Source organism: Paraburkholderia sp. BL10I2N1, from assembly GCF_004361815.1.
Taxonomy (GTDB): domain Bacteria; phylum Pseudomonadota; class Gammaproteobacteria; order Burkholderiales; family Burkholderiaceae; genus Paraburkholderia.
The window spans coordinates 237,376-260,622 of sequence record NZ_SNWA01000001.1 but is presented as its reverse complement, the minus strand read 5'-3'; the positions used below and the strand labels follow the sequence as shown (position 1 = coordinate 260,622).

The window sequence follows — 23,247 nt, the reverse complement described above, 5'->3', positions numbered from 1 at the left end:
GCCGCGTCGCGACATGCGTGCCGCGGCGAAACCTCGAAGGACGGAGATTCACGATGAACCACATCCTGCTGCTGGTGCAGAAATGCGCCCATACCTTCAGCTTCTACGATCTCGAGACGAAGGCGGCGCTCAAGCACATCGTGCTGCCGAGCTTCCCGCACGAGTTCACCGTCGACGCGGAGCGCCGCTTCGCGTACGTTGGCATCTTCGGGATCGAAACCGCGTGGACGCGCGGCCAGGACGGCGATCACCGGATCGCCGAGATCGATCTGCACGAGCGCAAACTCACGCGGATGCTCGACCTTTGGCCGTACTACCGGCCACACGGGATGGCGAGCGACGCCGACGGGCGCCTGTACGCGATGAGCGAGGCAAGCGACATGCTGCTCGTGTTCGATCGTCCGCGCGAGCAGACTGTGCCGAACATGGCGGTGCCGTCCGGAGGTGTGAAGACGCACCTCGTCACGTTGACGCGCGACGCGAGCCGCGCATACGGCGTGCATCTGCTGTCGAACACGGTCACGCGGTTCGATCCGCGCGATGCGACGGTGACGCCGCGCGCGGTGATGCCGGGGCCGCGCCCCGAAGGCAACGCTCTGTCGAGCGACGAGAAGACGCTCTTCGTCGCGAACCGCGGCGACGACACGCTCGTCGCGATCGACACCGCGACGATGACCTGCGGCCGCCGCGTGAAGACGCGCAGCGATCCGAACCGCATTTACCGGACGAGTTCGGTCGACGGCCGCGACCTGCTGCTGCTGACGAATTCGGGCGAGCAGTCGATCTCGGTATTCGACGCGGAGCGGCTCGAGGAAATCGAGCGCATCGCGTTGCCGGCGAATCCGACCGCGCTGTCGTTCCATCCGTCGCGGCCCGCCGCGTACGTGTCGTTCCAGGACGATCACGTGCGCGAGCTCGACCTGACTGCGTGGTGCTTTGTCAACGAGATGCCGACGCTGCGCGAGCCGGACGCCTCCTATGTGCTCGCAGGCGGTCGCTGATCCGCGCGCGGACGACGCGGCGCTCGCGCTGCCCGATGCGATCGTCGACGCGCACCATCACTTGTGGCGCCTGAACGGCGAAGTCCGCTATCCATGGCTGCAGGGCGCGTACGATCCCGAGCACTTCATCCTCGGCGATTACGTGGACCTGTGCAACGACTTCGGCGTCGACGAATTCCGGCGCGCGGCCGGCGGCGCGCCGGTCGTCGCGAGTGTGCACGTCGAGGCGGAGTGCCTGCGCGACGACGCGCTCGCGGAAACGCGCTGGCTGCATGACGTCGCGGCGCGTCATCCGATTCCGTCGGCCGTCGTCGCGTGGGTCGACCTGCTCGCCGACGATGCCGACGAGCGCCTCGCTGAGCAGGCCGCGTATCCGCTCGTGCGCGGCGTGCGCTTCAAGCCGCGCACGTCGGCGACGCCGGACGCCACGGTCGACGGCCCTGGCGCGCTGAGCGACCCGCGCTGGCCCCGCGCGCTCGAACGGCTCGCCGCGCATGGGCTGCGCTGGGATCTGCGCGTGCCGTTCTGGCATCTCGACGAAACGGCCGCGCGGCTCGCCGATGCGCCAGCCGTCGACGTCGTGCTCGAACACGCGGGGCTGCCGTGGGACCGTTCGGACACAGGCCTCGCGCGCTGGCGGCGCGGGATGGAGGCGCTCGCCGAGCAGCCGCGCGTGTCGGTGAAGCTGTCCGAATTCGGGCTGCGCGACGCCGCATGGAACGACGCGGAGAATCGCCGCATCATCGGCGACGCGGTCGCGATCTTCGGCGCCGAGCGCAGCATGTTCGCGAGCAACTTCCCGGTCGCCGGATTGCGGATCGCGTATCCGGCGCTGGTGCGGACGTTCGCGGCCGCGATGGCGGACCGGCAGCTGAGCGACGCGGCACGCCGCGCGATCTGGCATGACAACGCGATCCGGATCTACCGGATCGATCTCGACGAACCTCGCAAACTGGGCACACAGACAGGACGATGATGCAGATCACCGGAGAGATGTTGATTGGCGGCGCGTCGGTACGCGGCGCGGCAGGGACGATGTTCGCGTTCGACCCGGCGCGCGGCACGGCGCTCGAGCCGCCGTTTGGGGAGAGCAGCGCGGACGACGTCGATCGCGCGTGCTGGCTCGCGCACGCGGCGTTCGATATGTTCCGGGCGGCGCCGTTCGAAACGCGCGCGCGCTTTCTCGAGACGATCGCCGAGAACATTCTCGCGCTCGGCGACGCGCTGATCGAGCGCGCGCATCAGGAATCGGCGCTGCCGGTCGCGCGGCTCGAAGGCGAGCGCGGGCGGACGATCGGGCAATTGCGGCTCTTTGCGTCGCACGTGCGCGACGGGCGCTGGCTCGCCGCGACGATCGATTCCGCGCAGCCCGAGCGCAAGCCGCTGCCGCGTGCGGATCTGCGTCTGCAGAAGGTTCCGGTCGGGCCGGTCGCGGTGTTCGGCGCGAGCAATTTCCCGCTTGCGTTCTCGGTCGCGGGCGGCGATACCGCATCCGCGTTCGCGGCCGGGTGCCCGGTCGTCGTGAAGGCGCATCCCGCGCATCTCGGCACGTCGGAGCTCGTCGGGCGCGCGATCCAGCAGGCGGTGCGCGCGTGCGGGCTGCCGGAAGGCACGTTCTCGCTCGCGATCGGCGCGGGCAACGCGATCGGCGGGGCGCTCGTCGCGCATCCGGCGATCAAGGCGGTCGGCTTCACCGGCTCGCGCGGCGGCGGCCTCGCGCTGATGGACATCGCCGCGAAGCGTCGTGAGCCGATTCCGGTGTATGCGGAGATGAGCAGCATCAATCCGTTCTTCGTGCTGCCGGGCGCGCTCGCGAAGCGCGGCGCGGAGATCGCGCGCGGGTTCGTCGATTCGCTGACGCTCGGCGTCGGGCAGTTCTGCACGAATCCGGGGCTCGTCGTCGTGCTCGACGGGCCGGATACGCAGGCGTTCGTGGATGCGGCCGCCCAGGCGCTCGGGCAGAAGGGCGCGCAGACGATGCTGACCGCCGGCATTGCGGCCGCGTATGCGAACGGCATCGCCAAGCGTGGGGCGGGCGCGGACGTGCGTGCTCTCGCGCGCGGCGCCGACACGGACGCGAAGAGCGCCGCGTGCCCGGCGTTGTTCGCGACGACCCAGCAAGCGTTCGTGTCGGACCCGCAACTCGAGGACGAGATCTTCGGGCCGACGTCGCTGATCGTGACCTGCAAGAACGTCGACGAGATGATCGCGCTCGCGGAGCACGTCGAAGGGCAGCTCACGGCGACGCTGCACGTCGAGGCGGACGACGTCGCGCTCGCGCGGCGCCTGCTGCCGACGCTCGAACGCAAGGCGGGACGGATTCTCGCGAACGGCTATCCGACCGGCGTCGAGGTGTCGCATGCGATGGTGCATGGCGGGCCGTTCCCGGCGACGTCCGATCCGCGCACGACATCGGTCGGCGCGACGGCGATCGAGCGTTTTCTGCGGCCGGTTTGCTATCAGGATCTACCTGCGGAACTGCTGCCGCCCGCGCTGCAAGACGACAACCCGCTCGATCTCTGGCGGGTGCGCGACGGCCGGCTCGGCCACGGCTAACCTGGCACACGATGAATCGCGGATCACGCCGCATGCGCGCGCGATCCGCGCGTCGCGGCGTGAGCGCGGGATTTTGTCCTGCGGCCTCGCCCGCGCGTCGTCGACTATGATGAGTGCCTGCCAATCGACCATCGTCGAACCTCCCGCCCATGCCGACGTCGAAGCCCACTCCGTTGGTGCCGGCGCCGAGCTTCACGTCCTGACTGACCGCTGTACGCTCCAGACCTGCCGTATGCTTGCGACGGCTGGGACCGTCCGCACCGGGTCGCGTGCTGCCGGTCGCAGCCTCGTGAGGTTCGGGCTGCGTATTCCTATTGCATGAGGCAGCACCCGGCCATCTACGGCCATTCAGAGGGAACGGCTCCCGGACGCTCAAGCGTCCCTTCTGCTTCCGAAGCCTGTCCTTGACCCGAGAAATAACGACGCAGCAGGGACGAGTCGAACGCGGTCCCATGCATGGAATTCACGCAGACTATCAGCCTCTTTTTCGAGACCCCGCGCGCCTCGCGTCAGCTTGTACCCGGACCTTGCCATCGCCAGCCGCGCGGCTTTTCACATGATCGATGAACGCGCGCAGCTTCGGCATGATCTGCTGGCGGCCTGGATAGCAGAGAAACACCCCCGGCCTCACCGGCGCGTATGCCTCCAGCACCTGTACCAGTTCTCCGGATTTCAACCCGGTAGCTGCCAGCGGTTCAGGTAGCTGGGCAAGGCCCATGCCTTCGATCGCCGCGCCAAGCATGGTGGGAAAGTCACTGACGATGAGGGGGCCGGATACGGCGATCTCGATCGTCTGGTCGTTGTCGTTGTCGTTGAATGACCATAGCGCGAGCGCGCCGTTGGATCGCCGCCATCGCAAGCATGCATGTTGGCGCAGATCGTTCGGGTGCCTGGGCTGGCTGTGCTCCGCGAAGTAGGCAGGGCTGCCGACGACGATGAGACGAAATGGTGGCGTCAACGGCACTGCGACCATGTCGGGAGCAACGAGATGCCCCTGCCGGACGGCGGCATCGAATCCTTCGGCCGCGAGGTCGATCACCTCCTTGCTCGCAGCAAGCTCCACCTCGACCTCGGGATAAGCCCGGCAGAACGATGCGATCAGCTCCTGCAGAATCGGGATGACCGCGCGCGGCACAGAGAGACGCAGCAATCCGGCGGGCCGCTGGCCGAATTCACGCGCAACCTCACTGGCGGCGACCAGTTCCTCGAAGGCGGGCTTTGCGCGCGCAAGAAATCGCTCGCCGGCTTCGGTCAAGCCGACACTGCGCGTGGTGCGTATGAAGAGCGCTGCACCAATGCGCGCTTCGAGTACACGCACCGTCTGGCTGATAGCCGACGGCGTCACGCCGAGCTCCGCGGCTGCCTTGCGAAAACTGCGATGCTGGGCAACGCTCAGGAACACCTCCACGCCGTCGAGCACGCCCTGGCTGACTGTGAAGTTCTGCTTCATAACCCGTCAACGTTGTGATGAATAGTCGCTCGTGAAAATCGATGGTACCTTTGCAATGCCTGATGCACTTGATGGCGTACGCGAACACTATCGCGCGACCGGCCCTCGGCGAGCCGTTCGTGGATGCCGCACGCTATCTCACCCAGCGCACAGGGTAGAGCGAACGTGTGTCGTTCCATACCGCCAGTGCGCTGGACTTTTCCTTCGACGGCAACTGTTTCGACGCCGTATTGCTGCGGCACGTGGCGATGAACATCTCTGAGCGGCAGCCTTCAGGCTAATGCGAAAAGAACGGGACATGATGAAACGCCTTCTTCTTAATTTGACAACAGCCTCTGTGCTGGTCGCTTCTGCTGGAGTCTCCATGGCGCAAACCACTCCGATGCCAACCACGCCAACCACGAAGATATTGGCGATTGGCACCTTTCCGCCGGGCACGGACATGCAACTTGCCCAACACATTCTTCCGACCGAAGTTCGCGAGACGGCGCAGCTCTACCTCGAGGGCAAGATTGACCAGTGGTATTCACTGCAAGACCGGGCTGGGGTGGCGTTCATCCTGAACGTTACGGACGTAAATCAAGCGCATGAAATGCTTGAGGCACTTCCCTTGGGGAAAGCGCACTTAATGACATTCTCGCTCCTCCCAATTGGCCCACTGAAGCCGTTGAGCAAGCTTTTGAATCCGCCTTCCCCCCAGTAGAAAGCGCCAGGGCGTACTGGGCTGCTGCGCCGCCGGTTTTCCTGGAGAGGCAGGCAACGCGGGCGGGGTATCTCGCCGTTGTGGCGATGAAGGCGGTGGTAGACACAGACGGGCAACATCATGACGCGCATGAGCCGTTTGACCAGGCCACGGCCTCAATGACGGGCCTCGGTAGGCCCGCCTGTGCGAGTCCACGACGAAACTGGTCCGTGAAAGCCCGAAGATCTCTTCAGAGAAACACCTGAAGTAGAAATAACGCCATGCCAATGATCGCCGCGCTCTGTCCGGAAGACGCCTTGACGCCTGAGGCGGAAGCACGTTCGATGAAAGAACTGATCGACATTCTGAATTTCTGGAGCCCAGACATGACTGGACACGCCTACTTCTCGACAGGCCTGCTGCTTGCCTATGCAGCGTATTTCGTTGGCACCGCGAGTCCCGGGCCGAGCAACCTTGCAATTATGTCCATAGCGGCCAATCATGGCCGGAAAGCGGCGTTGATGTTCGCACTCGGCGTGATCTCGGGGTCGATGTTTTGGGCGACGGTGGCAACGCTAGGCGTGTCGGCTGCCCTGATCGCCTATTCTCAATTCATCATTGCAGTCAAGATTTTTGGTGGTCTATATCTCTTGTGGCTGGCCTTCAAATCCGGACGCAATGCGCTTGCGACAGCAACTGCATCCGTGCTGAAGGTCGAACGAACGCCGACATTGACGAGCGTCTACGCCCGCGGCGCGATGCTCCATCTCACCAATCCAAAAGCTATCCTCGTGTGGGTTTCAATTGTTGCTCTATCGTCGAACAGCACGGGATCTTCCCATAGTGCTTTAATTCCAGGCTGTGCGGCCATCGGATGCCTGGTGTTCGGCGGCTATGCCGTACTGTTTTCGACGGACTCGGCTCGCAGGATGTACGTGCGGACCCGTCGCGCACTGGAAGGCTGCCTCGCCGTAGTATTCGGGATTGCCGGGATCAGACTGCTGGCGTCGCGTGTTTAGCTAGTTTCAGTCACTTCGCTTGTCGAATGTCGAGCCGGGAAGGCAAGGTCGTGACAAATGGATCGTCGAAGTCAGGTCATGGAATACACGAGCATCACCACGGAACGCCGACGACGACTGCTCTGGAAGCAAGCAGGTCCCGAGTTCAGGCGGAACATGGGGATTGCTGCGGGATCGATCCGAGTATCCATTCAAACGTCGACTTCGCCAGGACCACGGACCTTTGTGTACGGATCACGTCAATCGCGAAGTCGGTAGTTGTGAACCTTCCATACGATGCAGTAAGCGCCCGGCGATGGCGAGTGGCCGTTCGCAGGGTAAAGTGAATCCGGTTGTCGCCGGCAAATGCAGCCATCGGTGTGGCGGTCCTCAACCACTTGCTGGCCGCCGCATCCCCGAAGTCCGTCCGCCGTCAGCTTCGTGGCACATAGTACCTGTAGTAAGAGGTAGAGTGTGCCTGTCGCCTTCATGCACCAACGCTCACCGACGAGATCAAGCGGACCTGGCAGTTCAGTCAGGCGTTTGCGGCTTGATCTATCTTGTTCATGCAGAGAATAAGAATCGCAATCGTCATGACGTCAAGGATTATGAGGAGTTGTCTGGCTTACCTCAGGTGGCGGATCGGAATGGCCGGGGTGGTCGTGTGCGGTGGCGCGGCAGGTCAGATCGCATCGCAGCACGCCCAGGTCATCACTGCGCCCGGCGTAGTCGAAGCCGTCAGCGCGCAATCCGGGCGCGACAATCCACCCGATCCCGGGACGGATGCGTCGGTGCTGCTCGAGCGCGGTCGCGCCGCGTTGCGTGCCGGCGACCGCTACGCAGCCCTCGCCGCCATTGCGCAGGCCTTGCGGCTGCAACCCGGCAACACCGAAATTACCCAGGCCCTGGCCGATGTGCTGATGGAACTCGGTGCCCCGAGCGAAGCGGCCCATGTGCTGGGCTCGCACATCGACGCGGGCGTGCGCAGTCGCGTGGCTGGCCAGCGCCTGCGCTGGGCCATCGACATCCACTCGCGCTCACCGGATCCGCGGCGTCGTTTCGACGATGTCGATCTCGCACTGGCTCGCCTGGACGCACTGCTCGCCGAGGCACGCGCCGCTGTGCCGCCCGACACCGGGCTAATCATCCGGTTGCAGCGCGACCGTGCGGTGGCCCTGCGATACCGCGAGCGCTGGCAGGATGCGGTAGACCAGATTGAAGCCCTGCGCTCGGCGGGGGACACGGTGCCTGTCTATGTCCTGGAGGCCGAGGCGGATGCACTGCTCGCACTGCGGCGCCCCACGCAAGCGCGCCGCGTCTATCAGGAAGCGCTGGAGCAGCTACCGCCCGCCGGGCGCGCGGACGAGGACAGCCCATGGCGCTCGCTGATGACGGGGCGCGCCTACGCCGAGGTAGAAAGCGAAGACTTCGATGCCGCCTTTGCGACCGTCGACGCCCTTGTGGCCGCGGCAGGGCCACCGTGGCAATCTGCCGGCAAACTGCAGACACCGCGCGCGAACGCCACCTGGCTCGACGCTCAGTCGTTGGACGCCGCCATTCACAGCTATGCCGACATGCCGGCCGCCGCATGGGCACTCGTCGCGCCGCTCGAGCGTGGCGCCCCTGGCCTTTCCTGGCTGCGCGCGCAGGAGTCCGACATCGCTGCGCAGCAGGGCTGGCCCCGCCTGGCCGAGGACGAGATTGACACGGCAGCTGCGCTTGCACCTGAAGACTTCGGCATCCGCGTCCAGCAGGTGGATTCGGACATACGCCGCCATCGCATATTGCGGGCCGACGAGCGCCTCGCGCCGCTGCTGGAGCAAGGAGCGGATATTTCGAGCGTCCAGCGGGTGGAGCGGGAACTCGACGCCGAAACGGGGCCCAGTGTGCAATTCGATCTGGCTGGCAGGCACGCTTCGAGCCAGGCACTTCGCGGGCCCGGAAACGGCATGGACGCCAGCCTTCAGGTCGAGTCCGCGACCTTCGCGGGCACATGGCGGTTAATCGGCCTGGCTGACAGCAGCTCCGACTCTCTGGAGGAGGGGCGCGCCGAACGCTACCGCGTAGGCGGCGGCGCGCAGGCGCTCTGGCCGGACTGGAAGCTGACTGCACTCGCATGGTCTCAGATGGGTTCCCTGAACACATCAGGTGGCTCGCTCGCCGCGCAATGGGAGCCCACCGATCACTGGACCTTCCTTGCAGATGCCGCGAAGCATTCACCCGAAGCGCCGTTGCAGGCGGACTTCCACGGCATCACCGCGGATTCGATTCGCGGCGGCCTGCGCTATGCGTGGAACGGATCGACGCATGCGGGCCTGAACGTGCAGCACATGAACTTCAGCGACGGCAACCGCCGGGAGCAGGTGATGATTGATGGCGCTCTCCCGCTGCTCAATCGGCCGCACCTGGACGTCACGCTCAAACCACGTATTGAATGGCAGCGCAACAGCCTTGCACTCACACCGTACTTCAATCCCACAGAGGCGTGGCATCCTTCCCTGGAAGTACAGATCAAGCATGTCATGTGGCGTGTCTACGAACGCACGTTCGTGCAGCAGTTGCGGCTGACTGCGGGTGTGTTCAACGAGCAAGGCTTTGGCACACATGCGGTCGGCGGCGCCGCATACGAACAGAGCTGGCGTTCCGATCCCTGGACCGAGCTGACCTGGGGCATCGAGTGGACGAGCAATGTGTACGACGGGCAGCGCGAGCGCACCCTGGTCGGCTACCTGAAGTTCGAACACAAGTTCGGAAGATGAGCGCGAACCATTCCCTGAACACCGCGAAACACGCCTTGGCGCGCGGGCTGGCGCTGTTGCTGGTGCTGGCGGGCATGTACATTGACGCGCGGCCCGCGTTCGCGCAGCAACCCTCTGTGCCGGCCGCACCAGGCCCAACCTTCGCCACGGTCTCGTTCCACGACGTCGTCGACGCCAGGCCTGACCTGGACGATGAGGCGATCACCGCCGAGCGCCTGGTGAGCTTCTTCGACTGGCTGCGTGGCAACGGCTGGACCGCAATTTCGCTTGATGACCTCGCGCGCGCCGGTCGCGGCGAGAAGGCGCTGCCGGCCAAGGCGGTGCTGATCACGTTCGATGATGGCTACCGTAGTCTGTACACCCGGGTCTATTCGCTCGCTCTGGCTTACGGTTATCCGATCGTAGCCGCGCTGGTGACCGACTGGATGCAGCCGCCCGCGGGCGCGATGGTCAGCTATGGCGGCCGGATGGTGTCGCGCGAGCGCTTCATCACCTGGGATCAGGCGCGCGAGATGCAGCGCTCCGGCCTGGTCGAATTCGCGCTGCACACCCAATCGCTGCACGATGAAGTCGTCGGCAACCCGCAGGGCAACACCATGCCCGCAACCGTGACGCGTAGCTATTCGGCCGGAGCCGGCTACCAGAGCGAGGCAGATTTCGCGGCGGCCTTGCGGACCGACCTTGAGGCCGGCAGCGCCACGCTGCGGCGGGAGCTGGGCCGCGCGCCGCGTGCGCTGGTGTGGCCTTACGGTCGCTACAACGCGATCGGCACTCAAGCGGCACGCGACCTGGGCTTCGAGTTCGCATTCGCGCTCGACCAGGGCCCCTCTTACCTGAACGAGCCCTTGAGAATCGCTCGCTACCTGCCCACCTACAACCCGCCGCTGGTGGAACTGGTCGAGAATTTGCAGCCCGATCCGAATGTGAGGCGGGTAGATCGTCTTGTTTGCCTCGACCCGGCCGCTTTGTGGGCAGGCGACGAGAACGCGAGCAACGAACGCCTGGGCCATGCGATCGAGCGGGTGCGCGCGCTGGGCGTGACCGGCGTCGTGGTCGACGCGGTGCGCCGCGACGTCCAGGGGCGAATCACCGCCGCCTGGTTCCCGACCGGCGAACTGCCACTTGCGGGTGACTGGCTCTCGCGCGTTGCCTGGCAGATGCACACCCGTGCCGGCGTAGAGGTCTACGCTCGCCTGCCTCACCGCGCAGCGCTCGCCGCCTTGGGCGACGAAGCGCGTGTTCTGCGTCTCTACAAAGACCTGGGCGGACTGGTGCCACTGGACGGGTGGCTCCTCGAAGACACCGACGCGCCGACGCAGTCTATGCGCTTCGACGATCCGCCACCCCTGTTCGATCATCGCCCGGACATTCCCCTGAGCTGGTCCGCATGGGCGGCGCGCAAACGACGAGAGGCGATGCTCGATACCCTCGTCCAGAGCGATCGCCCAGATGCGCTCGGCTGGCGGGCTTTCGCCGTGCTGGATGCCGCGCGACCCGGGCTGAAGTTGCTATGGCTCGCGCCGAGCCGCGCCACCACCACGCCGCACCCGCTCGCCGATATCAGCCTGGTGCCCGCGGGCTTCGGCGATCAGGTCGCCGACAATCGCGTCGCGCCGGTCGATCCCACGCTTGCCCGCTGGTTCACCGGTGCCACGCCGCCTGATGCACACCTGCTCGCCCGTACGGCCATGGACTTCGAGCGCCACGGCGGCGTCTCACTGGGCTGGTGCCCTGACAATCCTGTTGCAGACCTGCCCGAGGCGGTTGTCGCGGCGCCCGGAGTGTCGGCGGCTGTCTTCCCTGTGCGGCATTGACGCACGGTCGCCCGGCGAGTGACTCCAATGACCTTCCACGCCATCATCACCGCTTTCTGCTTCGGTTATCCCTTCGTGGCTGCGTTTTACTGGATCAGCGGCGGCTGGCTCTACGTCTGGTTGCGCGGCCGCCATGAGCCGCGCCCAGAGGAACCGCCCCGGCTCTGGGACTATCCGGGGGTGTCGGTTCTGGTGCCTTGCCACAACGAGGAGCGGCAGTTGGCCGAGACCTTTGGGGCGCTAACGCTCATCGACTACCCGAACTTCGAGATCGTCGCGATCGACGACGGTTCCACTGACCGGACCGGCGCCTGGCTCGACGCGCTGACCCTGCAGATGCCGGCGCTGCGTGTGGTGCATCTGGATACCAACCAGGGCAAGTCCACTGCGATGAACACTGGGGCGCTGGCCGCCCGGCACGAGTTGCTGGTGTGCATTGACGGCGACGCGCTGCTCGAGCCGCACGCGCTGACATGGCTGGTCCGCCGCTTCCAGACTGATGCGCGGATCGGCGGGCTCACCGGCAATCCGCGTGTACGCAATCATGCAACGCTCCTGGGTCGCTTGCAGGTCGGGGAGTTTTCGTCCCTCGTCGGACTCATCAAGCGCGCGCAGACCGTGTATGGATCGCTTTTCACCGTCTCCGGGGTCATTTGCGCCTTCCGCAAGCGCGCGTTGCAGGACGCCGGCTGGTGGTCACGTACGGCCCTGACCGACGACGTCGATGTGAGCTGGCGCGTCCAGCTCGCTGGATGGCGCCTGGCATTCGAGCCCAAGGCGCTATGCTGGATCCTGATGCCAGAGACCCTGCGCGGGCTGTGGCGCCAGCGCGTTCGATGGAGCGAGGGTGGGACGACGGTCATGCTGACGGTCTTTCCTGCCTTGCTGAAGCAGCCACGCCTGCTACCGGTCTGGATCAACTTCGTAGTGTCCACCTGCTGGGCCTACGCGGTCGGAATCGGCATTCTGAGCTGGGCGGAAGTTTCACTGCTGTCCCATCCGGGGCCGAACTTCCTGGGATTCTGGCCAGCCATAGGGCTCCACCCACACGACTGGGGCCAGGTTCTCGCACTGACCTACCTCGCACAGGCCCTCACCAGCGCGTGGATGGACGAGCGCTTCGAGCGCGGGATATTTCGCTCATTGTTCTGGCTCGTCTGGTATCCCCTGGTGTTCTGGATCTTTCAGGCCCTGTCATCGATTGTCGGGCTGCCACGCGCCATCTGGCGCCTTGGCCGGATGCGCGGCACCTGGGTCAGTCCTGATCGGGGCGTGCGCCTGGCTTCAGAAGCGTCAACGCATCCAGAAACGCCTGCCCAAACCAGCCCGCGGGACGGCGAGCTCCCAGTCAAGCTGGTGCTGCCACTGCAATGGCCGCCCTGGATTCCGCCGGCACAGGCGCCGTGGTGGATGCGTTTTCGAGACCTGGTGCTGACCATCGCGGCCTGGCTGGCCTATCTTTGGATTTTGCGTGAGCCGCTCGTGGTCTTCATCGGATGGCTGCACCCGGGGCTCGGGGTGCTTCTCCGGAAAATGGTCGATGTCGGATTCGAGGTGGACCTGGTGCCCTTTCTCTGGGTTGCGGCAGTCCTTATTGCCTGGATCACCTTGTTTGGAGTGTTTCGTCGACAAACCTTGTCGCGACAGCCCGATGCCCTGCATGCCGTGCCGGCGCTGCCGCCCGAGCCGCACTTCGGGGCCGCGGGTGTGCCAGTGTCGCAACTGCCGGTGTGGCGCGAGGCGCGCTGCTTGCACGTGCACTACGATGAAGGCCGCATCACGAGCGTGACCGTGACGTCGTCTTCATGATTCTGCTTCCGCAATCAGGCCTCAAGCGTGACATCAACGAGTTCAACATCGACCTGCCGGAGCGCCGCACCGACGTCGCGAGCCGCATCGGCCGCCTTTGAGAGTCGACGCTCAACGCGCGCCCGCGAGTCGTCTTTTTTGGGCAGAATACGCAAATTCACGCGGGACCGCCGCGCAGGGCGAAGATTGGTTGAGCCGCGGACGGCGTAAAGGCTGGCGACCGCGACTACCGAAACGCCTGCCACGCGGCGGCAGCGCCTTAGCCGTCCAGCCTCAGGTGGTCCAGAGGCGCAGAGGCACGGCATCGACGCCATGAACCACCGGGCGCAGTTGCAACCAGCAGTTGGTCAGCGCCCGTTGCAGCGTTTCCATCGACCGGGACACTACGCGCACGAGCAGCACGCCTTCGCATATGCAGGATGCTGCGGCGCGCAGCGCGTCGTCGAAAGGCAGTTGCGCGCTGAGCGATTCTGCGAGCGCGTCGTTGCAGGCGGGGCCGACGGCCCATAGCGTGCCGTAGGCCGGGAAACCGGCGAGGCCTTGTGGCGAATCGCGCAGCGGATCGTTCGCGGTGAGTTGGGCGCGTTCCAGCCAGAGCGGCTGGCCATCGGCCCCGACGATACGCCACACCGCGCGCAGCGTGCCCGCCGACCAGCGCTCGCCGGCAGCCTGACGGCCAAGCTGCGTTGCATCCCAGCCGAGCGCGGTAGCGCCTTCGGCCAGCGTCAGCGTGAAGTCCAGATCGGCGTGCGCATGATCGAACACAATGTTGTTCTGCGGCAGCCAGTCGAGTTTTGCGCATGCGCCGACGCGAATCTCGATGTGCTGCCGGGCTACGCGTCCGTTCGACTTGTACCACTTGGTGGCGCCCGGTGTGGTAAGCACGGCGTGCGTGCCGGGATCGAGCGAGATATCGATATCGAGCTGGTCGCCGCCTGCGACACCGCCAGGTGGATGCACGATCACCGCAAGACAGATTGCATGGCCTTCGGGGTAGAGCGGCCGTTGCACGCGCAGCGGGCCGTCATGCCGGCGATGCGTGAGCGTCGTGCGTTCGCCGTGCAGTGCGAAGCCGAGTTCGAGCCGCGCGCGCCACTCGCGGTGTGCGACGGTCTGCGCGGTGGCGAGTGCGGCGTGGTTTTCGTGAAGCGACATGCGTAATGGTTCGAGAGTGCAGCCGCGCGGCAATGCATCAGGACGGCTGGAGTCGTCGAGCATAGCATGCCGGTTGATGCCGGTTTTATATGTGACTTACACGGCGATGAGATGGCGCACGCCGTCTGAATCCATGTTTGCGCCTTCGCCGCCCGCGACGATTTCACCGCGGCTCATGACCCAGTAGCGGTCGGCGATCGCCTTGGCGAAATCGTAATACTGTTCGACGAGCAGTACCGTGAGGCCCATTTCCTCGACGAGCTGACGCAGTGTACGTCCGATGTCCTGAATGATCGATGGCTGAATGCCTTCGGTCGGTTCGTCGAGGATCAGGAGTTGCGGATCGCTCATCAATGCGCGGCCGATGGCCAGTTGTTGCTGCTGCCCGCCGGACAGGTCGCCGCCGCGGCGGCTGCGCATGTCTTTGAGGACCGGAAAGAGCTCATAGATCCTGTCGGGGATTTTTGAAGGGGCTTTTTTGCTGGCGGCGCCGACCAGAAGGTTTTCTTCGACGGTCAAGCGCGGGAAGATGTCGCGGCCTTGAGGCACGTAGGCCAGGCCTTGCGCCACGCGCGCGTACGTTGGGAGTTTTGTTAGCGGCGTGCCGCGCCAGGCGATTGAACCGCTCTTTGCGTGTACTGTGCCCATCAGGCATCTCAAGAGCGTCGTCTTGCCTACGCCGTTGCGGCCCAGCAGGACGGTTAGTTTGCCGTCCGGCACGGTTAGTTTCACATCCCGGAGGATGTGGCTACCGCCGTAGTACTGGTTTAGGGCTTCTACTTCTAGCATTTTTGGCTTGTGCCTCGGGTCAGGTTTTTTCTTTCTGGATGTTTTGGATTGTCGCGTTTCCTTGATTTGCTTCTGGTTTATTAGCGTCGCCCCTGTGCGGGGCGGCACCTACTTTTCTTTGTCTTGCCAAAGAAAAGTAGGCAAAAGAAAGGCGCCGAAAACGCGTCTGCTCAAAGGTGTGTGACCCACGGGGAATGGCACCCCATGAAGTGTCGCCCCCGCAAAAGAGGTGGCATCGGTCCGACGCCGGACCGTCCCTCGCGCAGTACCGCTTGTGACAAAGCACTCATTCATCCGACTCTGCACTACGTGCGTCGCCGTGTGGCATAGCAGCCTGCTGCATATCGTCTCGCCTCTCACGCATTGCAACCACATGCTCATGCATAGCCACCTCAATCTCATGTGCCACCAACATCCCGCACTCAAGCATCCAATCGGTGAGACACCTGCTTACTTCGGCACTAGCGGCGGGCGACAGACGTGACCCCAGGCGGCTCCAACGCCCCGAATATCCTGCTCACCGCCTGTCAGGCCCTTCCGCGAGGCACGTAGTGCGGAGCGGGATGAATGAGCCCTTTGTCACAGGCTGTACTGCGCGAGGGACGGTCTGGCGTCGGACCAATGTCGCGTCCCTTGCGAGGGCGACACTTCATGGGTTGCCATTCCCGATTGGTGACGCACCGGGAACAGACAAGTTTTCGAAGCGCTTTTCTTTTGCCTACTTTTCTTTGGAAGACGCCCCGAAGGAAGTCCCCTTGGGGGACAAAGAAAAGTAGGTGCCGCCCCGCACAGGGGCAACGCCAATAAACCAAAAACAAAACAAGGAAAGGCAACCACCCGGGAAAACCGCCAACCCCCCAACAAACCCTTAGTAGGCACCGCCCCACACAGGGGCAACGCTAATAAACCAGAAGCAAAAGAAAACGCACCAACAACCAGCGCACTCGCAAAAAACCTACCGCCCCAGGTAAGACTCAATCACCGCCTCATCCCGCTTAACCTCATCAAGACTCCCGTGAGCCAGCACACGCCCTTCCGCCATAACGGTGACCCTTCCGGCGTCACCAGCAAGCGCGGCAACAAACTCCATATCATGCTCAACCACCATCATGGAGCAGGTCCCGCGCAGCTTGTTAAGCAGAACAGCCAACTCCATCGTCTCATCATCAGTCATGCCAGCCGCAGGCTCATCGAGCAACAAAAGCGCCGGTTGCTGCATAAGCAACATCCCAATCTCGAGCCGCTGCTTCTGCCCATGCGAGAGTTCGCCAGCCAGCCTGCGAGCCTCGTTCTCCAGGCGGATCAGCCCAAGCGTCTCCTCAATCCGCGCCTGCGCCTCGCGATCGAGCCGGGCTTTCAACGAAGCCCACCACCCCTTGTCGGTCTTCATCGCCAGTTCGAGGTTTTCCCACACAGGATGCTGTTCGAACACGGTCGGTTTCTGGAACTTGCGCCCAATCCCGGCGCGCGCAATCGACGGTTCGTTCATCCTCGTCAGATCGATCGACTGTCCAAGAAATACCTTGCCGGCATCAGGCTCGGTCTTTCCGGTAATCACATCCATCATCGTCGTCTTGCCCGCGCCGTTTGGTCCGATGATGCAACGCAGTTCGCCCACATCGATCGACAGCGATAAAGCATTCAGCGCCCGAAACCCGTCGAAGCTGACAGTCACGTCCTCCAGATAAAGAATCGTCCCGTGCGAGACATCGATTTCGCCAGGCGTAACCGCGTGGCCCATCGATGCAACGCCGCTCAGCGCACGGCCGCCATCCGGTTCCTCAGGCAAGGCAAGGTCGGGAACCATCGGATTCTCGTTCATCATCGGCTCCTCCTGCGCGTGGCAAGTTCGATGAGACCCATGATCCCGTTCGGAAGCAACAGCGGCACCAGCACGAAAATCGCCCCCAGGAAGAACAGCCAGTATTCAGCAAAATTCGCCGTAAAAAAGCTCTTCGCACCATTCACTGCAAACGCGCCGATGATCGGCCCGATCAACGTGCCGCGTCCGCCGACCGCCACCCAGATCGCCATCTCGATCGAATTGCCCGGCGACATCTCGCCCGGGTTGATGATGCCGACCTGCGGCACATACAGCGCGCCCGCAATCCCGCATAGCACCGCCGATACTGTCCACACGAACAGCTTGTAGCCAAGCGGGCTGTAGCCGAGGAACATCAGCCGCGTTTCGCCGTCCCGCACGGCCGTGACGACGCGTCCAAGCTTCGACGTCACGATCGCGCGTGCGCCAATGAACGACAGCACCAGCACCGCGAATGTGATCAGCAGCAGGGCAGTGCGCGTGCCCGGATGGGTGATCGGAAAGCCCGCAATCCGCTTGAAGTCCGTGAAGCCATTATTGCCGCCGAAGCCGGTCTCGTTGCGGTAGAACAGCAGCATCGCGGCGAAGGTCATCGCCTGGGTGATGATCGACAGATACACGCCCTTCACGCGCGAGCGGAACGTAAAGAAGCCGAACACCCACGCGATTACCGCCGGCACCAGTACGACCAGCAGCAGCGCATACCAGAAGTGCTGCGTGCCTTCCCAATACCAGGGCAGCGCGTGCCAGTCGAGAAACACCATGAAGTCGGGCAGATCGCTGCCGTACTTGCCGTCATGGCCAATCGCCCGCATCAGGTACATGCCGATCGCGTAGCCGCCCAGCGCAAAGAACAGCGCATGGCCGAGACTCAGGATGCCGCAGTACCCCCAGACGAGATCGAGTGCGAGCGCGGCAATCGCGTAGCACATGAACTTGCCGGATAGCGTCATCGCGTACGCGGACAGGTGGAACGAGCTTGTTTCAGGTACCACGAGCGCCGTGAACGGCACGCCAAGTCCGATCGCGATGATGAGCGCAATCAGCGCCTGCCATGCGCGTCTCGACAGCAGCGCGGGACGAGGCGGAAGCCCGAGCGCAAAGCCCGCGAGCGCCGCGCGTTCGTCAGGCGGCGTCGCGCCCGACGACGCAGCGGAACCTGAAGCGGAAGCGGGAGAAGTCGCGGATGTCATCTCATGCCTCCGCGCTGCGGCCCTTCAGGGCAAACATGCCCTGCGGACGCTTCTGGATGAAAAGCACGATCAGCACGAGCACGGCAATCTTCGCGAGCACGGCGCCCCAGAACGGCTCGATCGCCTTGCTGATGAGGCCGAGCCCAAAGCCGCCGATCACCGTCCCGGCCAGTTGCCCGACGCCGCCCAGCACCACGGCCATGAACGAATCGATGATGTAGCTCTGCCCGAGATCCGGGCCGACATTGCCGATCTGCGACAGCGCACAGCCGCCGAGGCCGGCGATGCCCGCGCCGAACGCGAACGCATACGAATCGACACGCGCGGTCTTCACGCCGACGCACGCGGCCATCCGCCGGTTCTGCGTGACGGCGCGCACGAAGAGGCCCAGACGCGTTTTGGTCAGCACCGCCCACGCAATCGCGACGACGATCATCGAGAACGCCAGAATGGCGAGCCGGTTGTACGGCAGGATCAGGCTTGGCATCACGTTGACGCCGCCGCTCATCCACGAAGGATTCACCACCTGCACGTTCTGCGCGCCGAACAACATGCGCGTCGCCTGGATCAGGATCAGGCTGATACCGAAGGTCGTCAGCAGCGTTTCGAGCGGGCGTCCATAGAGATGCTTCAGCACGAGCCGCTCCAGCACGATGCCGACCAGCGCGGCCGCCACGAACGCAGCCGGCACCGCGAAGAGCGGATACCAGTCGAACGCACCGGGCGCGTAGCGTTGCACGAGGTTCTGCACGACGTACGTCGCGTAAGCGCCGATCATCAGAAATTCGCCGTGCGCCATGTTGATCACGCCGATCAGGCCGTAGGTGATCGCGAGGCCCAGCGCGGCGAGCAACAGCACGCTGCCAAGCGACAGGCCGGCGAACAGCGTGCCGGCGATCTGGCTGCGTCGCTGGATCGCGTCGAGTTCATCGATGCCGACCTGCGCGGCGGCGCGCACGCGGTCGTCGCTTTCGGCGAACCTGCCGTCCGGCTTCTTCGCCACCAGCGGACGCAGCAGTTCGTTCATGTCGAGATCGTGCCGTGCGGCCACGAGCTGCACGGCTTCGAGGCGTTTTGCCGGATCGCTGTCATGCAGCGCGGTCATCGCCCAGAGCGTATCGAGACGCTTCTTGAGGACAGGGTCGGTCTCCTGCGCGCGCGCCCGGTCGATCATCGGTTTCATCGCGGCATCGGGGTTTTGCAGCAAGGCGTCGATCGCGGCTTTTCGTGCAGCCGGATCGGTGGAGTCGAGCTGAAGGCCCGACAGCGCGCCCGATACCTTCGAGCGCAGGATGTTGTTCAGCGTGATTGCCTGCGCGTCTCCTGCGGCAACCGTCTTTCCTGTGACGGCATCGCGGGCGGTGTCATTGTCCTGTATCAGCACTTCGCCGCCATCGGTGGCGAGCGCACTGTCTTCGGACATCGCCTTCAGGAGCGCCATCGAGGGCGCGTCGTGATTGGCGATCAACCTGTCGATGGCGGCGGACTTCGCGTCGAAGTCGTCGCCTGCGAGCGGGGCGACGTCAGCCTGCGTCAACGCAAACGACGAAACCGGCATCAGCGCGCAGAACGCCATGCCGATGCCAATGCCGCGAGCGAACCTGGAAATGGAAAACGCCATGGTGGCCTTTGGGGATGAACCGGCGGGGCGGCGCGGCATCGAAACGAGCAACGATGCCGCGCCGTCGTTACAGCACGACCGACGTGCTACTGCACTACAACTCCAGAATCGGCCCGGAACTCAGGCAACGCGCGAGCGGCGCAGGAACGCCGGAATCGAGCTGACGACGTCCGGCTTGCCCGCGTTGCCGGCGATAAACGGACTCCACGGCTGGGCACGGATAGCCGTCTTCGTCTTCCAGACGACGTTGAACTGGCCGTCCGCGCGTACTTCGCCGATCATCACAGGCTTATGCAGATGGTGGTTGCCATCCATTTCCAGCGTGAAGCCAGATGGAGCGGCAACCTTCTGACCGATCATCGCCACGCGGACCTTGTCGACATCGGTGCTCTTGGCCTTTTCGACGGCCTGCTTCCACATATGGATGCCGACAAAGGTCGCTTCCATCGGATCGTTGGTCACACGCTTCGAGCCGCCGGGCAGGTCTTGCGTCTTGACCCACTCGGCCCATTGGTTCTTGAACTTCGTGTTTGCCGGGCCTTTCACCGACATGAAGTAGTTCCATGCCGCCAGGTTGCCGACCAGCGGCTTCGTATCGATGCCGCGCAGTTCTTCCTCGCCGACCGAGAACGCGACGACCGGCACGTCCGTCGCCTTGAGGCCCTGGTTGCCGAGTTCCTTGTAGAAGGGCACGTTCGAATCGCCGTTGACGGTCGAGATCACGGCCGTCTTGCCGCCTTGCGAGAAGGTCTTGATGTTCGCGACGATGGTCTGGTAGTCGCTATGGCCGAACGGCGTGTAGACCTCCTGGATGTCGGTTTCCTGCACACCCTTCGATTTCAGGAAGGCGCGCAGGATCTTGTTTGTCGTGCGCGGATACACGTAGTCGGTGCCGAGCAGGAAGAAGCGCTTCGCGCCGCCGCCTTCCGCGCTCATCAGGTATTCGGTGGCGGGAATCGCCTGCTGGTTCGGCGCGGCGCCCGTGTAGAACACGTTGCGCGACATCTCTTCACCCTCGTACTGCACCGGGTAGAAGAGCAGGCCGTTCAGCTCTTCGAACACCGGCAGCACCGACTTGCGCGATACCGATGTCCAGCAGCCGAAGACGACCGCGCACTTGTCCTGGGTGATCAGCTGGCGGGCTTTTTCAGCGAAGAGCGGCCAGTTCGAAGCAGGATCGACCACCACCGGCTCGATCTGACGGCCCATTACGCCGCCGTTCTTGTTGATGTCCGAGATGGTCATCAACGCGGTGTCTTTCAGCGATGTCTCCGAGATTGCCATCGTGCCCGAGAGCGAGTGCAGAATGCCGACCTTGATCGGACCGCTGCTGGACTGGGCATTTGCGAAAGGACTCTGACCCGCGAGCGCGAGCGCGCCCGACATCGAGCCAAGTTTCAGCAGACTGCGACGTTTCATGTGTTTCCCCTTGCCATCTGAGTAGTGACTGTTTGGGCGTCGGTACGGCTGTGACGGTTTTCGTGCTTATTGCCCAACTCCTACTGCAAGGCATATGCCAGGCAGTGGAAGATGCTCAGGTCGCGGGGGAGGCGCGCTGCAACGCGGTTGGATGTTTCGCGGCGTTATGCGGCTTGGGAGCGAATCTGGTGCAGACAGGCCGCTCGCGCCTCGCGAAGGTGCGTGCCGCGCTGCAACGAAGCGCATCGTCATTCAGGCGGGCGGATGCGGTGCATCAACGCTGCGCCGTTGTGCATGCGGGTATCGCTGCCTACACTGAAAGACCCAGCCGGAAGACGCAGCTGAACAACCTACCTGGGAAGACCGACTGCGAGGAGACACAACATGAATCAACGTGAAACCCCGGGGCAGCCCGGCGAACCTGTTCAGCCTGCCGCCGGCAATCCGGCTGAGGGCGCCGGCGCCGCATCGCTCGACCTGTCCGCGTTCTGGATGCCTTTCACGGCGAACCGTCAGTTCAAGAGCGCGCCGCGCCTGCTGGCAAAGGCCAAAGGGATGTACTACACCTCGCACGACGGGCGGCGCATTCTCGACGGCACGGCGGGGCTCTGGTGCGTCAATGCGGGCCATTGCCGGGACGAGATTGTCGCGGCCGTGAAAGCGCAGGCCGAGGAGATGGATTTCGCGCCGACGTTCCAGATGGGGCACCCGAAAGCGTTTGAGGCCGCAACTAAAATCGCGAAGCACACGCCGGCTGACCTGAAGCACATCTTCTTCGTGAACTCAGGCTCGGAAGCGGTCGATACCGCATTGAAGATCGCGCTCGCGTATCACCGCTCCCGGGGAGAAGGGCAGCGCACGCGCTTCATCGGACGTGAGCGGGGGTATCACGGCGTCGGCTTCGGCGGCATCTCGGTGGGCGGCATTGCGCCGAACCGCAAGGCGTTCTCCGGCGGGCTGCTGCCCGCGGTCGATCATCTGCCGCATACGCTCAACATCAAGGAAGCGGCGTTTTCGAAGGGGCAGCCCGTGTGGGGCGCGCACCTTGCCGACGAACTGGAGCGGCTCGTCACGCTGCACGATGCATCGACGATTGCCGCGGTGATCGTCGAACCGGTGGCCGGCTCGACCGGTGTGTTGATTCCGCCGCAGGGCTATCTGCAGCGGCTGCGCGAGATCTGCGACAAACACGGCATCCTGCTGATCTTCGACGAAGTGATCACGGGCTGGGGGCGGCTTGGTGCGCCGTTCGCCGCGCAATACTTCGGCGTGACGCCCGACCTGCTGACGATGGCAAAAGGTACGAATAACGCCGCCGCGCCGATGGGCGCCGTCGCGGCAAGCCACAAGGTGCACGATTCGATCGTCAACGGCGCGCCGGCCGGGATCGAGCTGTTTCATGGCTACACGTACTCGGGGCATCCGATTGCGGTCGCCGCTGCGTGCGCGACCATCGATCTCTACGAGCGCGAGAACCTGTTCGAGCGCGCCGCGCAGATGTCGCCCATCTTCGAGAACGCGATCCACAAGCTGCGCGGCGAGCGGCATGTGATCGATGTGCGCAATCTCGGGCTGGTGGGAGGCGTCGAGTTGCAGCCGCGCGACGGCGCGCCGGGTGCGCGTGCGTTCGACGTCTTCGTGCGGTGCTTCCAGAAGGGCGTGCTGACGCGCTATACCGGCGACATTCTTGCGTTCTCGCCGCCGCTCATCATTGATGAAGCACAGATCGACGAGATCTTCGGGACAGTGGCGGAGGTGTTGCGCGAGACGGACTAGCAGCGTGGGGCAACCGGGCCATCACGGCCCGGTGCATGGCACAGCGTGGATCAGTAGGTGGGAACCGACGGATCGACCTGACGCGACCAGGCGTCGATCCCGCCTTGCAGGTTGAAGACCTTCGCATGGCCGCGCGACTCGAGGAACATCGCAACCTGCGCGCTGCGTGCGCCGTGATGGCAAACGCAGACGATTTCGGCGTCGTCGTCGAGTTCTTCGCTGCGGGCCGGAATCTCCCGCATCGGGATCGACACGCTACCGGCGATGTTCGCCGTTGCGATTTCCCACGGCTCGCGCACATCGAGCAGCACGGGTGCTGCGCGTGAGGTATCGGCGAGCCATTCGGCGAGAGCGGAAGCGGACAGGTTTTGCATCAGCGGGACTTTCAGTTATAGGTGCAGTC

General features: G+C 64.2%; 17 protein-coding genes. 9 read left to right on the top strand and 8 right to left on the bottom strand.

What is annotated here, in order from left to right; genetic code table 11:
• Positions 1 to 53: 53 nt before the first annotated feature.
• Genes B0G77_RS01190 through B0G77_RS01180 form a run of 3 tightly spaced genes read left to right on the top strand, consistent with a single transcriptional unit; the run spans position 54 to position 3,557 of the window.
• On the top strand, positions 54 to 1,001 hold the full coding sequence (locus tag B0G77_RS01190; RefSeq protein WP_133660494.1) for a YncE family protein: 948 nt from the start codon (positions 54 to 56) through the stop codon (positions 999 to 1,001).
• Positions 979 to 1,977 carry an amidohydrolase family protein gene (locus tag B0G77_RS01185; RefSeq protein WP_133660493.1) on the top strand — a complete coding sequence of 333 codons (999 nt, stop codon included), beginning with the start codon at positions 979 to 981 and terminating at the stop codon, positions 1,975 to 1,977. The genes B0G77_RS01190 and B0G77_RS01185 overlap by 23 nt, the downstream gene beginning before the upstream one ends.
• Complete coding sequence (locus B0G77_RS01180; RefSeq protein ID WP_133663987.1) at positions 1,977 to 3,557, top strand: aldehyde dehydrogenase (NADP(+)); 1,581 nt, start codon at positions 1,977 to 1,979, stop codon at positions 3,555 to 3,557. The genes B0G77_RS01185 and B0G77_RS01180 overlap by 1 nt, the downstream gene beginning before the upstream one ends.
• Before the next feature lie 475 nt (positions 3,558 to 4,032).
• On the opposite strand, the gene B0G77_RS01175 is transcribed toward B0G77_RS01180, so the two are convergent.
• Positions 4,033 to 5,007, bottom strand: a complete 975-nt coding sequence (locus tag B0G77_RS01175) for a LysR family transcriptional regulator (protein WP_133660492.1) — start codon at positions 5,005 to 5,007, stop codon at positions 4,033 to 4,035.
• 298 nt (positions 5,008 to 5,305) lie between these two features.
• Here B0G77_RS01175 and B0G77_RS01165 point away from each other — a divergent pair, with 298 nt between their 5' ends.
• The 5 genes from B0G77_RS01165 to pgaC all read left to right on the top strand — a co-directional run bounded on the left by B0G77_RS01165 (position 5,306) and on the right by pgaC (position 13,069).
• Entirely contained in the window at positions 5,306 to 5,710 is a 405-nt protein-coding gene (locus B0G77_RS01165) for a hypothetical protein (protein ID WP_243750884.1), read from the top strand.
• 365 nt (positions 5,711 to 6,075) lie between these two features.
• Entirely contained in the window at positions 6,076 to 6,708 is a 633-nt protein-coding gene (locus tag B0G77_RS01160) for a LysE family translocator (protein WP_133663985.1), read from the top strand.
• 545 nt (positions 6,709 to 7,253) lie between these two features.
• Positions 7,254 to 9,446, top strand: coding sequence for a poly-beta-1,6 N-acetyl-D-glucosamine export porin PgaA (pgaA, locus tag B0G77_RS01155; RefSeq protein WP_133660491.1), 2,193 nt, complete (start codon positions 7,254 to 7,256; stop codon positions 9,444 to 9,446).
• A complete protein-coding gene (gene pgaB, locus B0G77_RS01150) occupies positions 9,443 to 11,260 on the top strand; it encodes a poly-beta-1,6-N-acetyl-D-glucosamine N-deacetylase PgaB (protein ID WP_133660490.1) in 1,818 nt (605 codons plus the stop codon). The genes pgaA and pgaB overlap by 4 nt, the downstream gene beginning before the upstream one ends.
• A gap of 27 nt (positions 11,261 to 11,287) precedes the next feature.
• Positions 11,288 to 13,069 carry a poly-beta-1,6-N-acetyl-D-glucosamine synthase gene (gene pgaC / locus B0G77_RS01145; RefSeq protein WP_208116375.1) on the top strand — a complete coding sequence of 594 codons (1,782 nt, stop codon included), beginning with the start codon at positions 11,288 to 11,290 and terminating at the stop codon, positions 13,067 to 13,069.
• A gap of 273 nt (positions 13,070 to 13,342) precedes the next feature.
• On the opposite strand, the gene B0G77_RS01140 is transcribed toward pgaC, so the two are convergent.
• The 6 genes from B0G77_RS01140 to urtA form a co-directional block, all read right to left on the bottom strand.
• Entirely contained in the window at positions 13,343 to 14,224 is an 882-nt protein-coding gene (locus B0G77_RS01140) for an urease accessory protein UreD (protein WP_133660489.1), read from the bottom strand.
• Positions 14,225 to 14,320: 96 nt separating this feature from the next.
• A complete protein-coding gene (gene urtE, locus B0G77_RS01135) occupies positions 14,321 to 15,013 on the bottom strand; it encodes an urea ABC transporter ATP-binding subunit UrtE (RefSeq protein ID WP_133663984.1) in 693 nt (230 codons plus the stop codon).
• Between the two features lie 955 nt (positions 15,014 to 15,968).
• On the bottom strand, positions 15,969 to 16,835 hold the full coding sequence (urtD, locus tag B0G77_RS01125; protein ID WP_133663983.1) for an urea ABC transporter ATP-binding protein UrtD: 867 nt from the start codon (positions 16,833 to 16,835) through the stop codon (positions 15,969 to 15,971).
• Positions 16,835 to 18,028, bottom strand: a complete 1,194-nt coding sequence (urtC, locus tag B0G77_RS01120) for an urea ABC transporter permease subunit UrtC (RefSeq protein WP_133660488.1) — start codon at positions 18,026 to 18,028, stop codon at positions 16,835 to 16,837. The genes urtD and urtC overlap by 1 nt, the downstream gene beginning before the upstream one ends.
• 1 nt (position 18,029) lies before the next feature.
• Positions 18,030 to 19,649 (bottom strand): urea ABC transporter permease subunit UrtB, encoded by a 1,620-nt coding sequence (gene urtB, locus B0G77_RS01115; RefSeq protein WP_133660487.1) that lies wholly within the window; start codon positions 19,647 to 19,649, stop codon positions 18,030 to 18,032.
• Positions 19,650 to 19,769: 120 nt separating this feature from the next.
• A complete protein-coding gene (gene urtA / locus B0G77_RS01110) occupies positions 19,770 to 21,068 on the bottom strand; it encodes an urea ABC transporter substrate-binding protein (RefSeq protein WP_133660486.1) in 1,299 nt (432 codons plus the stop codon).
• 492 nt (positions 21,069 to 21,560) lie between these two features.
• Here urtA and B0G77_RS01105 point away from each other — a divergent pair, with 492 nt between their 5' ends.
• On the top strand, positions 21,561 to 22,844 hold the full coding sequence (locus B0G77_RS01105; protein ID WP_133663982.1) for an aspartate aminotransferase family protein: 1,284 nt from the start codon (positions 21,561 to 21,563) through the stop codon (positions 22,842 to 22,844).
• Positions 22,845 to 22,894: 50 nt separating this feature from the next.
• On the opposite strand, the gene B0G77_RS01100 is transcribed toward B0G77_RS01105, so the two are convergent.
• Positions 22,895 to 23,218 (bottom strand): rhodanese-like domain-containing protein, encoded by a 324-nt coding sequence (locus B0G77_RS01100; protein WP_133660485.1) that lies wholly within the window; start codon positions 23,216 to 23,218, stop codon positions 22,895 to 22,897.
• Between the last annotated feature and the right edge of the window lie 29 nt (positions 23,219 to 23,247).

Bases quoted from the DNA above. Each gene is read 5' to 3' on its own strand.
- B0G77_RS01190 (WP_133660494.1), top strand. From the start codon at position 54: ATGAACCACATCCTGCTGCTGGTGCAGAAATGCGCCCATACCTTCAGC.
- B0G77_RS01185 (WP_133660493.1), top strand. From the start codon at position 979: ATGTGCTCGCAGGCGGTCGCTGATCCGCGCGCGGACGACGCGGCGCTC.
- B0G77_RS01180 (WP_133663987.1), top strand. From the start codon at position 1,977: ATGCAGATCACCGGAGAGATGTTGATTGGCGGCGCGTCGGTACGCGGC.
- B0G77_RS01175 (WP_133660492.1), bottom strand. From the start codon at position 5,007: ATGAAGCAGAACTTCACAGTCAGCCAGGGCGTGCTCGACGGCGTGGAG.
- B0G77_RS01165 (WP_243750884.1), top strand. From the start codon at position 5,306: ATGATGAAACGCCTTCTTCTTAATTTGACAACAGCCTCTGTGCTGGTC.
- B0G77_RS01160 (WP_133663985.1), top strand. From the start codon at position 6,076: ATGACTGGACACGCCTACTTCTCGACAGGCCTGCTGCTTGCCTATGCA.
- pgaA (WP_133660491.1), top strand. From the start codon at position 7,254: ATGCAGAGAATAAGAATCGCAATCGTCATGACGTCAAGGATTATGAGG.
- pgaB (WP_133660490.1), top strand. From the start codon at position 9,443: ATGAGCGCGAACCATTCCCTGAACACCGCGAAACACGCCTTGGCGCGC.
- pgaC (WP_208116375.1), top strand. From the start codon at position 11,288: ATGACCTTCCACGCCATCATCACCGCTTTCTGCTTCGGTTATCCCTTC.
- B0G77_RS01140 (WP_133660489.1), bottom strand. From the start codon at position 14,224: ATGTCGCTTCACGAAAACCACGCCGCACTCGCCACCGCGCAGACCGTC.
- urtE (WP_133663984.1), bottom strand. From the start codon at position 15,013: ATGCTAGAAGTAGAAGCCCTAAACCAGTACTACGGCGGTAGCCACATC.
- urtD (WP_133663983.1), bottom strand. From the start codon at position 16,835: ATGAACGAGAATCCGATGGTTCCCGACCTTGCCTTGCCTGAGGAACCG.
- urtC (WP_133660488.1), bottom strand. From the start codon at position 18,028: ATGACATCCGCGACTTCTCCCGCTTCCGCTTCAGGTTCCGCTGCGTCG.
- urtB (WP_133660487.1), bottom strand. From the start codon at position 19,649: ATGGCGTTTTCCATTTCCAGGTTCGCTCGCGGCATTGGCATCGGCATG.
- urtA (WP_133660486.1), bottom strand. From the start codon at position 21,068: ATGAAACGTCGCAGTCTGCTGAAACTTGGCTCGATGTCGGGCGCGCTC.
- B0G77_RS01105 (WP_133663982.1), top strand. From the start codon at position 21,561: ATGCCTTTCACGGCGAACCGTCAGTTCAAGAGCGCGCCGCGCCTGCTG.
- B0G77_RS01100 (WP_133660485.1), bottom strand. From the start codon at position 23,218: ATGCAAAACCTGTCCGCTTCCGCTCTCGCCGAATGGCTCGCCGATACC.